This window comes from Aeromonas popoffii, from assembly GCF_037818705.1.
In the GTDB taxonomy this organism is placed as follows: Bacteria; Pseudomonadota; Gammaproteobacteria; order Enterobacterales; family Aeromonadaceae; genus Aeromonas; species Aeromonas popoffii.
The window spans coordinates 1,955,776-1,967,573 of sequence record NZ_CP149129.1 but is presented as its reverse complement, the minus strand read 5'-3'; the positions used below and the strand labels follow the sequence as shown (position 1 = coordinate 1,967,573).

The 11,798-nt window shown below is 59.7% G+C and carries 8 protein-coding genes, 1 tRNA gene and 1 pseudogene; 6 read left to right on the top strand and 4 right to left on the bottom strand.

The annotated features are described in order from the left end of the window. The first annotated feature begins 250 nt into the window (after positions 1–250). From WJM78_RS09080 to xseA, 3 genes and pseudogenes are all read left to right on the top strand, one after another. Positions 251–442 (top strand): hypothetical protein, encoded by a 192-nt coding sequence (locus WJM78_RS09080; RefSeq protein ID WP_339015236.1) that lies wholly within the window; start codon positions 251–253, stop codon positions 440–442. A gap of 24 nt (positions 443–466) precedes the next feature. Then, positions 467–760: pseudogene (tolA, locus tag WJM78_RS09075) on the top strand (cell envelope integrity protein TolA); the annotation flags it as partial. A gap of 90 nt (positions 761–850) precedes the next feature. Then, positions 851–2,221: an exodeoxyribonuclease VII large subunit gene (gene xseA / locus WJM78_RS09070; RefSeq protein ID WP_339015234.1), complete on the top strand. Its 1,371-nt coding sequence runs from the start codon at positions 851–853 to the stop codon at positions 2,219–2,221. A gap of 72 nt (positions 2,222–2,293) precedes the next feature. Here the strand turns inward: xseA and hutW are convergent, their stop codons facing one another. Continuing rightward, entirely contained in the window at positions 2,294–3,664 is a 1,371-nt protein-coding gene (gene hutW, locus WJM78_RS09065) for a heme anaerobic degradation radical SAM methyltransferase ChuW/HutW (protein ID WP_339015232.1), read from the bottom strand. Between the two features lie 264 nt (positions 3,665–3,928). Between hutW and WJM78_RS09060 the strand changes: the two genes are divergently transcribed. Beyond that, positions 3,929–5,524 carry a methyl-accepting chemotaxis protein gene (locus WJM78_RS09060; protein WP_339015230.1) on the top strand — a complete coding sequence of 532 codons (1,596 nt, stop codon included), beginning with the start codon at positions 3,929–3,931 and terminating at the stop codon, positions 5,522–5,524. A 403-nt stretch (positions 5,525–5,927) separates the two neighbouring features. Here the strand turns inward: WJM78_RS09060 and WJM78_RS09055 are convergent, their stop codons facing one another. The 3 genes from WJM78_RS09055 to uvrB form a co-directional block, all read right to left on the bottom strand. Beyond that, a complete protein-coding gene (locus WJM78_RS09055) occupies positions 5,928–6,581 on the bottom strand; it encodes a DedA family protein (protein ID WP_042034745.1) in 654 nt (217 codons plus the stop codon). Positions 6,582–6,758: 177 nt separating this feature from the next. Then, complete coding sequence (locus WJM78_RS09050) at positions 6,759–7,013, bottom strand: YkvA family protein (protein ID WP_339015227.1); 255 nt, start codon at positions 7,011–7,013, stop codon at positions 6,759–6,761. Next, positions 7,013–9,025, bottom strand: coding sequence for an excinuclease ABC subunit UvrB (uvrB, locus tag WJM78_RS09045; RefSeq protein ID WP_339015225.1), 2,013 nt, complete (start codon positions 9,023–9,025; stop codon positions 7,013–7,015). Before uvrB ends, WJM78_RS09050 begins: the two co-directional genes overlap by 1 nt. A 133-nt stretch (positions 9,026–9,158) precedes the next feature. Here uvrB and WJM78_RS09040 point away from each other — a divergent pair. Both WJM78_RS09040 and WJM78_RS09035 read left to right on the top strand, forming a co-directional pair. Beyond that, a tRNA-Asn gene (locus WJM78_RS09040) sits at positions 9,159–9,234 on the top strand. A 774-nt stretch (positions 9,235–10,008) separates the two neighbouring features. Beyond that, entirely contained in the window at positions 10,009–11,694 is a 1,686-nt protein-coding gene (locus WJM78_RS09035) for an aspartate:alanine antiporter (RefSeq protein ID WP_042034229.1), read from the top strand. The last annotated feature ends 104 nt before the right edge of the window (positions 11,695–11,798 follow it).

Here is an 11,798-nt window from a genome sequence, read left to right as displayed (position 1 = left end):
GACTGCCGTGCCAAACCCGTAGAACCAGAGGCGTTATAGCAATAGCGCCACGCATGATGGGATTTATTTCACTGGCGAAAATTTCTGTGGCAAAGAACAAATAAAGTCTCGTATGATCCCCAACCAAACGTTGGATATGGTGTGCCCAAACATCTTGAAAATAACTGGATAACGGTTTTAAACAACTCAGCATAAGTATCAAAAATATCCAGATGCCAATATTGATAAGAATAAAGGAGGTATTTTAAACATGGCATTTACTATAAGATTAAACTCGCTGATTGCCTTGTTGTTCGGCCTGATCGCTGGAAGTATTGGCGGCTATCATTTTTCAAAATGGGAACCCGTTATTACAGAATATATAGACACTGTCCATCACAGGGATAATTATGAATCAAACCCCGATCCATCTGCGGCTATGTCCGAGCAGGAAATAATGTAGAAGCAGTTAACAAAACAACTTCAGCAATATACAGGCAAACCTCTAAGCGAGACAGATGAATATACGGTAGTGATCAAAAACAGGCTTGAGAGTAAACTAAAACTCACCAACCAGATGAAGGGGCAAGAGTGCAAGTTAAATATCCACATGGCCCCAGATGGCAAGATCACTCAAGTAAACATAATCTCTGGTAACACCGAACTATGTAATGCGGGTGTTGATGCCGCCAAAAAAGTCTACAAATTTCCAGCCCCTAAAACAAAAGAAACATATGAGATGATCAAAGAATTCAACATCCAGCTAAACCCAGCTCTATGACATCCACATCTCGGTTCTTGAGACGCTCTGAGTTAAGATAGCGGCCATCGTTTTATCCCGGCCCCGCCGGAGCAGACCACAGGTACGCCATTGAACCGATTTACCCCATCCAATGCGGCGAACGGCCGCGAGCAGCAGGTCTTTACCGTCACCCGCCTCAACAGCGCCGTGCGCATGATCCTGGAGCAGGATCTGGGGCTGGTGTGGCTGACCGGCGAGCTCTCCAATCTGGCGATGCCAAGCTCCGGCCACTGGTACTTTTCGCTCAAAGATCTGGGTGCCCAGGTGCGCTGCGCCATGTTCAAGGGCAACAACCGGCGGGTGGCGTTTCGCCCGCAAGATGGCATGCAGGTGCTGGTGCAGGCGCGAGTCTCCCTCTATGAGCCGCGCGGCGACTACCAGCTGATCATCGAATCGATGCAACCCGCTGGCGACGGCGTGCTGGCCCTGCGCTTTGAAGAGCTCAAGCGCCGCCTCGGTGCCGAGGGGCTGTTTGACGAGAGCCGCAAGCGGCCGCTGCCCCGTGAACCGCGCGCCGTGGGCCTCATCACCTCCGCCACCGGCGCCGCCCTGCACGATATGCTGACGGTGCTTAAACGCCGCGCGCCGGATCTGCCCCTCTTTATCTACCCGACCCAGGTGCAGGGGAGCGCGGCCATCAGCCAGATCGTCTCTGCGATTGCCCTTGCCAATCGCCGCGCCGAGGTGGATGTGCTGATCGTCGGGCGCGGCGGCGGCTCGCTCGAGGATCTCTGGTGCTTTAACGAAGAGGCGGTGGCACGCGCCATTGCCCACTCCGCCATTCCCGTTATCAGCGCCGTGGGCCATGAGGTGGATGTCACCATCAGCGACTTTGCCGCCGACTTGCGCGCCCCGACCCCGTCGGCCGCCGCCGAGCTGGTCGCGCCAGACAATCAGGCCCGTGTCCAGCGCCTCGCCCATCTGTGGCAACGACTGGCACAGGGCGTTGGCCGCCACCAGATCGCCGCCCGCCACGGCTTCGCGCTGCTGCAAAAAAGGCTCGACCATCAGGATCCAAAACGGCGACTGGAGCAGCAGTCCCAGCGCCTTGATGAGCTCTCCGCCCGCTTGCAACAGCTGATGAGTCAACGGCTGCATCAGGGGGAGCGGCGCCTCGCCAACCTGGAGTTGCGCCTGCAAGGCAAAAGCCCGGAGCGGTTACTGGCCGCAGGCAAGCGCCGCCACCAGCTGGCCGAAGAGCGGCTCTATGCGCTGATCGCCAAACGCCAGGATCTGGCGAGCCACCGCCTCGCCATGCTCACCGCGCGCCTCGACGGTGTAAGCCCGCTCGCCACCCTGGGGCGGGGTTACTCTATCACTCGCACCCAAAGCGGTGAGGTGATCAGCCGCGCCGCCCAGGTGAACGCCGGGCAAACCCTGGTCACCACGCTCGCAGAGGGGTATCTGCAGGTGCGGGTGGAAGAGACGCACAACCGATAACCAAACACGGGGGGCGCTTTTCAGCGCCCCCCACCCCGTTTTATCCCCTTCTCTATCGTTGCCCCCTGTCAGTCATACCAGCGAATGCCGCACCATGTCGGCCGGGTGAGCGGGCACAATGTCCGATCCCGCCAGCGGGTTGCGTTGCAAGAACTCGAACAAGCCGGCCTGCAGATTGACGTGCCAGAAACGCCCCGCCAGGGTCAGTTCAAGCTGCCCCGGCGTGAGCGTCGCCAACCCGTGCCGCTGCCAGGCCTCAAACAGCGGCAGCAGGTGAGCCCGCAGCGACGCGGGCAGACGAGCCAGCATCAGCCAGCCGCTGTCGAGGGCACCGCGCAGCAGGCCGTCCATGAGGGCATTGGGGTTCTTTCCCATCACCATGCCGGGCGCCCGTTGCTTTCTGGCCAGCGCCTCGTGCCAGAGGGCCAGATCCCGGCCATACATGAGGCCGTGGCCGTGCACGCTGCCTCCGGCCCCCGCCCCGAAGGGGAGGATCTCGGCGCCGCGCTTGGCCATCTGGTTGTAGCGGCTCCGCTCGGCGTCGCCGCGCCGCCAGTGGCTGCAGGAGAGTCGCTGCCAGCCGCCCTGCTCCAGCGTCTGGGCGCCATAGGCATACATGCCGGCCCGCTGCTGACCATCGGCCGCCCAGCCCAGCGACCCCTTCTCCTGTGCCCGCGCCAGATTGGTACCCGCCATGGCGATCAACTGATAGAGATCCACGCCCTGTACCCCGCAAGCCATCACGTCCGCGATATCCTGGCGCCACACCGCATCATCCTGCCCCGGCAGGCCAAAGATGAGATCCGCCACTATCACAGCGGCCTCATCCCGGGTCAGCTCGGCCAGACGGGCCAGCAGGGTCTGCCTGTCATCCAAGCGGGCCGCCTGTTGGCGCACCCGGGTGTCAAAGCTCTGCACCCCGAACGAGAAACGGTTGAAGCCACCCGCCAGCGCGGCCTGCCACTTGGCATCATCAAAGCCATTGAGGCGCCCCTCCAGGGTCACTTCGGCATCTGCGGTCAGCGGAAAACCCTGGATAGCCCTGGCCAATCGCGCCAGATCCTCGACCGCCATGTCAGTCGGTGTGCCGCCCCCCACATAGACGGCAGAGCAGGGCTGGCTCTGTCCAAAGGGGGTATCCGCCGCCTGCTTCAGGCTGTCGCACAGAGCCGCCATGTAACGGCTCATACGCGCCGGATTGGCGCCATTTTCGAAGAAATTGCAAAAGCTGCAGCGCTTGCGGCAAAACGGAATATGGATGTAGAGCGCCCGCTCACCCGCCTCGCTCTCTTGCTGCCACCAGGCTTGCCAGCCGCCAGGGTCGAGGGTGAAGGGGCGAATACCACCCCGACTGGCATGGGCCGAGGTTTTGGCACCGAAGGCAAATTTAAGGGGATCCGGCGTGTCGAGTCCGGTCATGGTCGGGGTCAGGTGTAATGTCATCACTGGCTGGGTTACCACATGGAAATAATGCAAATGATAACCACTATCAATTAATGCCAAATTTGTGCTGGATCAAACCACACTCAAACAACCCAGCTTTGCTACCCATCCTTAACCTCCATCATGGATCCAGTTAACAGATAATTTACTCAAGATGGGGTAGTGTGTGCCGATAGAGAACCATCTCCCCCGCCCTGACGAGCGAGCGTGAGGAGAGTCGCCCGGCATTGACGCTCGCCCACCTGCGCATGGACCCTGCAAACGATGCAAAATCTGTCATTAAACTGGAAAATCTTCCTCCCCCTCACCCTGGTAATCGGCTGTACCTTCGCCCTCAGCTTCGAACTCTCCGCCTGGCTGCAACGGGATCTCGCCATCCGGCTGGCCGGTGAAAAGGTCGAGAGCGCCGCCAACACCTACATGGATCAGCTCAACGTCATGATGATGACGGGGGCCATCGCCAACCGACAAATCGTGCAGACCAAGCTCAAGAGCGAGGCGGGGATCGTCGAGGCTCGCCTGATCCGCGCCCCCGCCGTGACTGACTTGTTCGGACCCGGTCACCCGGATCAGCAGGCAGAGGATAGCTGGGACCAGCGCGCCATCGCGCAAGGGGAGACCATACTTGAGCAGCAGGGCAATCGGCTCACCCTGGTCAAGCCCTTCAAGGCGTACAAAGAGTACCGCGGCACCCAGTGCACCACCTGCCATCAGGTGCCGGAAGGCACCGTCATGGGGGCGGTGCGGATCAGTTACGACCTCAGCCACACGTTCGGCGAAATTCGCCACAACAACCTGATCCTGAGCGGTAGCCTGGTGGCGGTGTTCGGGCTCGGTTTCGGCCTGCTTGGCTGGGTGCTGCAGCGCTACATCAAGCGACCGGTGCGCCACCTGCAACTGACCATGACTCGCATGGCCAAGGAGCGGGATCTCTCCCTCCCCCTGCTCAACCCGAGCCGGGATGAGCTGGGCCAGATGACCCGCGCCGTCAGCGACATGGTGCAGGGGTTTCGCCACAGCTTGCAGGAGGTGGAGCACGCGACCCAGCAGCTCTATCAGGAGTCAAACCAGATCAGGCAGGTCGCGACCCAGACCGAAGGCTCGGCCCGCCAGCAGGAACAAATGACCACCCAGGTCGCCGCCGCCGTCAGCGAACTGGCCGCCAGCTCCCACGAGGTGCGAGAGCACGCCCGTCACAGTGCCGAGCTCTCCGCCCTCACCAACCAGGATGCGGCCAACACCAGTCGCCTCGCCCAGCACTCCATCACTGACATGGGCGAGATGTCCGCCGAGATTGCGCGGGTCGATCGGGTGATCCAGCAGCTCGACAATCGCTGCCTGGCCGTCGATGGCGTGCTGGAAGTGATCAAGGGGATTGCGGATCAGACCAACCTGCTGGCCCTCAACGCCGCCATAGAGGCGGCCCGCGCCGGCGAGCAGGGTCGCGGTTTTGCGGTGGTGGCCGACGAGGTACGCGCCCTCTCCAACCGCAGCCGCGCCGCCAGCGAGGAGATCTCCCAGATGATCGCGGCACTGCAGAAAGAGGCCCAGAGCGCCGTTGCGGTGATCGGGGATGCAAAATCCAAGGCGGACGAGAGCATCCACAAGACCGAGGAAACCCTGGCCGCCATGCAAAACATCATAGGTCGCATCGCCAGCATCAACGATCTCAACGCCCAGATGGCGCAATCTGCCGAGGAGCAGGACAGGGTCTGCAGCGAGGTGGACAGCTCGGTGAGCGACATTCGCAACACCTCCAACGACACCCTGGGTCAGGCGCACGCCGCCAATCTCGCCAGCATCCAGCTGGTGGAGCAGTGCCAGAAGCTGGAACAGTTGCTCAAGACCTACCGCTGGTAAGGCGTAACGCCGCTCAACAAAAAGCGCGACACGGGGTCGTAATGCCAGTCAGTTAAGCCTGACTGGCATTGTTTTTATTGGCCTTTTTCACACTGTACTGCGGTGGTCTTGGCTTCACGCTGCGGGGGTAACGTCGCTCTCTTCTGGTCGTGACGTCCTCTTCGCCGAGCAGGGTAGTGATGAGCGTGGGGGAATGAGGTGGAAGAGCGACCCAAGCTGGGCAGCCTGGCTGGCGTGAAGAAAGTCGGGAGCCTGAGTGATACGCATAAAAAATCCGAAACCAATCAACACGTTTCGGATTTTCACACTTCAGCAGGAGCGGTCAATGGACCCTTCACTTATCGGCATTGCACCCTTGGCACCCCTTTTCTCATACTGATCTCTCACCCATACAATATGTGGATCAGGGTGCCGCCTTGCTGGCGTTCATCCTGGCCTTCACCATGCCGATCACCATGGGCAGCAGCGAGATGCCGATGATGCCGAAGATCAACAGGGTAAAGTTCTGACGTACCACAGGCAGATTGCCAAAGAAGTGGCCGGCGTAGACAAACGAAAGCACCCACAGCAGGCCGCCCACCAGGTTGAACACCAGGAAGCGCGGATAGGTCATGGCGCCCATGCCCGCCACGAAGGGAGCAAAGGTACGCACGATAGGCAGGAAGCGGGTGATGATGATGGTCTTGCCGCCATGCTTGGCATAGAAGGCGTGGGTCTTGTCCAGATAGTCGCGACGGAAGATCTTGGAATCGGGATTGCGGAACAGCTGCTCCCCGAAGAAGTGACCTATGGTGTAGTTGACCACGTTGCCCAGCACGGCGGCGATGATCAGCACGGCGGCCAGGGTGTGCACGTCCAGCACGCTGCCGACGGTGAGCGCACCGGCAGCAAACAGCAGGGAGTCACCCGGCAGGAAGGGGGTGACGACCAGCCCTGTCTCGCAGAAGATGATCAAAAACAGAATGGCGTAAACCCAGATACCATAGTTTTCAAACAGCTCTTTCAAATGCACATCAACATGCAGAATAAAATCAATCGCAAACAGGATCAGATCCATTTTCTCATACCCATAAAGTGAACGGCGTGGAGTCTACGCCAATGCATTCCGAGCCACAATCTTCCCACAATCCTCTTTTATCCCGGTTAAACGCAACCCGTACGACGCTATCTTCGTCATGACAATACCATCAAAGAGGAAATGCATCTTCTCGACACCAGCCAGGCCAACCGTGGTTCAGTCACGCTTATCCAGTGCCGCGCTAACGTGCGCTGGCAGGCATTTATCCCAGCCCCATAGCAACACCAGCAGCAGCGTCACATCATCGAGCCAACCGAGCAGGGGCACCACATCGGGGATGAGATCCACCGGGCTGATGCCATAAAGAAAGATGAGGATCACCAGCCCCCTGGCCCACCAGGGCGTGGCCGGGTGGCGAAAGCCCAGATAGAGGCGACGCACACGCCGCCAGATGAGCCAGCGTTTGCCCATTAACTTTCGATCAACTCGTGGCGCAGCCGCTGGATCTGGTCTCGCAGCGCGGCCGCCTGTTCGAACTCCAGATCCCGCGCATGCTGGAACATCTGTTCTTCCATCCGCTTGATCTCTTTGGCGATCTCGCTGGCAGAACGGGCATGGTATTCCCCTTGCGGCTCGGCGGCCTTGCGCCCTCCCCTCCCCGCTTTGCCCGCGCTGCGGCTGCCCCCCATGTCCATCACGTCCCCCACCGACTTGTTGAGCCCCTTGGGGGTGATGCCGTGTTCAAGGTTGTGGGCGTGCTGCAGGGTGCGGCGGCGCTCTGTCTCCTCGATGGCCACCCTCATGGAGTTGGTGATGGTATCTCCATAGAGAATGACCTTGCCGTTGAGGTTGCGGGCGGCGCGGCCTATGGTCTGGATCAGCGATCGGGTGGAGCGCAGGAAGCCCTCCTTGTCCGCATCCAGAATGGCCACCAGGGAGACCTCCGGCATGTCGAGCCCTTCGCGCAACAGGTTGATGCCCACCAGCACGTCGAACTTGCCGAGGCGCAGATCGCGGATGATCTCCACCCGCTCGACCGTATCGATGTCAGAGTGCAGGTAGCGCACCCGCACATCGTGATCCGCCAGATACTCGGTCAAGTCCTCCGACATCCGCTTGGTGAGCGTGGTCACCAGCACCCGCTCCTCGACCGCGACACGCAGCCGGATCTCGGAGAGCAGATCGTCCACCTGGGTGGTGACAGGGCGCACCTCGATCTCGGGATCGAGCAAGCCGGTGGGACGCACCACCTGCTGCACCACGTCGCCACCGGACTTGTCCAGCTCGTAGGGGCCCGGGGTAGCCGACACAAACACGGTCTGCGGCATCAGCGATTCGAACTCATCGAACTTCAGCGGCCGGTTGTCGAGCGCCGAGGGCAGCCGGAAGCCGTACTCCACAAGCGTCTCCTTGCGGGATCTGTCCCCTTTGAACATGGCGCCGATCTGCGGCACCGTGACGTGGGACTCGTCGATGATGAGCAGGCCATCCCCCGGCAGGTAGTCAAACAGAGTGGGCGGCGGCTCCCCCGGCGCGCGGCCGGAGAGGTAACGGCTGTAGTTCTCGATGCCGGAGCAGTAGCCCAGCTCCTGCATCATCTCCATGTCGAACTGGGTGCGCTGGCTGATGCGCTGCTCCTCCACCAGCTTGCTGAGCGACAACAGCTGCTCCCGACGGCTCTTCAACTCCACTTGGATGTGCTCGATGGCACCCAAAATGGTCTCGCGCGGGGTGGCGTAGTGGGTCTTGGGGTAGATGGTGTAGCGCACGACCGTTTGCTCGATGGCGCCGGTCAGGGGATCAAACTGGGAGAGCCGCTCCACCTCTTCGTCAAACAGCTCCACCCGCAGCGCCAGCTTGTCCGATTCGGCGGGGTAGATGTCTATCACCTCGCCACGCACCCGGAAGGTGCCACGCTGAAACGCCATGTCGTTGCGGGTGTATTGCAGCTCGGCGAGACGGCGCAGTATGTCCCGCTGATTGATCACGTCCCCGACTTTGAGGTGCAGCATCATGCTGAGGTAGGCCTGAGGATCCCCCAGACCATAGATGGCCGACACAGACGCAACGATGATCACGTCCCGCCGTTCCAGCAGGGCCTTGGTGGCCGACAGCCGCATCTGTTCTATGTGATCGTTGATGGAGGCATCCTTCTCGATGAAGGTGTCTGTGGTCGGCACATAGGCCTCGGGCTGGTAGTAGTCGTAGTAGGAGACGAAATACTCCACCGAATTCTCGGGGAAAAACTCTTTCATCTCGCCATAGAGCTGGGCCGCCAGCGTCTTGTTGGGAGCCAGTATCATGGTGGGGCGGTTGAGGGTCGCGATCACGTTGGCCATGGTGAAGGTCTTGCCCGAGCCAGTCACCCCGAGCAGGGTCTGGTGGGCGAGGCCGGACTCGATGCCATCGAGCAGGCGGGCGATCGCCTCTGGCTGATCTCCCGCAGGTTCAAACTGGCTGGCCAACTGGAATAACTTGCTCATGACGACTCCCGACAAAAAACAGCAAGGCAGAAGTGTACTCCGAGTTGGGGTAACCTGGGTATCCACTCTCTTGCCAAAGCGGCTATTGACCTCGAAAAGCGAGCTCTGTATAGTGCCCCTCCTTGCCTGATGTTCCCCCGTAGTTCAGTCGGTAGAACGGCGGACTGTTAATCCGTATGTCACTGGTTCAAGTCCAGTCGGGGGAGCCAATTCCTCACCATCTCGGTGCAAGTTATCCACTTTAGTACTTTCCTCTGCCAATTTTAATGCACAAGCCGCGCCCTGCGGTGACAACCTCTCTTTGTTTCCTCTCCTGGCTCGACAGCGTTTTGTTCTGCCACACATAACTATTTGATTTTTATAGAAACATTTTTCTTCAGGTATTTTTTGAACAGCCCTTGTACCCCAGTATTGGCGCGGCCTGCAGGCTGATCACCAAGATTCATGAACAGGGTTATCCACAGATTCTGTGGGTAAGTCAGCCAAAGCCAGTCACGGCCTAGCTTCGCAGGCCATCGCCGCCAGCGACGGCCCATTTCCTTTGCGATCCCCACTTTCTGCTGTTTTTGAGCGCCACTTCAAATGGGTTAAAAGGCCACTGATCAGATACTTTTTCCAGATATCTTTTCGCCATCCCTTGCACCATGGGTCATCCCCCCACCCGCCACCCAATACCGGTTTCCATTTCGGTCCATCCCCCCCAGTCAGATATGCTGAAAAAATACGAAACCTGGCCGCCAAACAGCAGGTAATAAATTTTCAAGCGGGTTGTACGGGCCGGGAGTGCAGATAGCAGGAATCACTCATTGACAGCGGGGCAAACAGACGAAAATAGAGGTTATTTTCCTGCCAGCCCCGAGGTTTCCCTCGACCATGGCAACAGCGGGATGCTTTACTGCCGATTAATCCCCCTTTGACACTTCTTTATTGATGAGGGATCCGGCACAATATCGGCCCCACTTTTTTCCTCGGTTTTTCCGGGCATGACCATAGATTTCGTGACACTGCTACATCAAAGCGACTCCCTGCTGCTGTTCGTGGTACTGGCCTTCGGCCTGCTACTAGGCAAAGTCAGAGTCGGTAATTTCCAGATTGGCAACACCATAGGCGTGCTGTTTACCGCCCTGCTGTTCGGCCAGATGGGCTTCGAGTTCACCGCCACCACGGAGAACGTCGGCTTCATGCTGTTCATCTTCTGCGTGGGTATAGAGGCGGGACCGCACTTCTTCAGTGTCTTCCTGCGCGATGGCATCCACTACATCACCCTCACCCTGGTGATCCTGCTGACGGCATTGCTGTTGACGGTGGGACTGGCCAAGTTCTTCAACCTGGGGCCAGGCATGGCGGCAGGTATATTGGCCGGTTCACTCACCTCGACCCCGGCCCTGGTGGGGGCACAGGATGCCCTGCGCAGCGGCCTGCTCAACCTGCCCCACGGCACCGACATGCAACCCGTGCTCGACAACATGGGGATCGGCTATGCCCTGACCTATCTGGTGGGTCTGGTCGGACTGATGCTGGTGGTGCGCTACCTCCCCTCCCTGGCACGGCTGGACCTCAACACCGAGGCCCAGAAGATAGCCCGCGAGCGGGGGCTTTCCGACAGCGAGAGCCGCAAGACCTATCTGCCCATCATCCGCGCCTACCGGGTCGGCCCCGAACTGGCAGCCTGGATCGGGGGACGCACCTTGCGTGAAACCGGCATCTATCCCCACACAGGTTGCTATGTGGAGCGGATCCGTCGCAACGGCATACTGGCAAGCCCGGATGGTGACGCCGTCATCCAGGAGGGGGACGAGATCGCCCTGGTCGGTTATCCCGAGAGCCACGAGAAGCTTGACGTCAACTATCGCAACGGCAAGGAGGTGTTCGACCGCAACCTGCTTGACCTGCAAATAGTCACCGAAGAGATAGTGGTGAAAAACGATGCTGTGGTGGGCCGCCATCTGGTGGAGCTCAACCTCACCGAGAAGGGCTGCTTCCTCAACCGGGTGGTGCGCTCCCAGATCGAGATGCCGTTCGATCGCAACATCATGTTGCAAAAGGGCGACGTGCTGCAGATCAGTGGCGAGAAGCAGCGGGTCAAGCTGCTGGCCAACAAGATAGGCTTCATCAGCATCCACAGCCAGACCACGGATCTGGTGGCCTTCACCACCTTCTTTGTGCTGGGTCTGCTGATCGGTTCCGTCTCCCTGGTGTTCGGTCAGCTCGAGTTTGGTCTGGGCAACGCCGTCGGCCTGCTGCTGGCGGGGATCCTGATGGGCTACCTGAGAGCCAACCACCCCACGGTCGGCTATGTGCCGCCGGGCGCCCTGCGCCTGGCCAAGGATCTGGGACTCGCCGTCTTTATGGTGAGTACGGGTCTGAAAGCCGGTGGCGGCATCCTCGATCACCTCAGTGAGGTGGGTATGGTGGTGCTCTTCTCAGGCATGCTGGTGACCACGCTGCCAGTGCTGGTGGGCTACCTGTTCGGGATTTGGGTGCTGAAGATGAACCCGGCCCTGCTGCTGGGGGCCATCACGGGCGCCCGCACCTGTGCCCCGGCGATGGATGTGGTCAACGAGGCGGCCAACAGCTCCATCCCTGCTCTCGGCTATGCCGGCACCTATGCGGTGGCCAACGTCATGCTGACCCTGGCGGGCTCCTTCATCATCGGCTTCTGGTTCTAGCACAGGATCGCACCACAACAAGAAGGGAGCCATATTGGCTCCCTTCTTCATTTCCCCCCCATCACCCGCACGCAGCGTCGACCCACAGCGCCGCTTCTCACCCG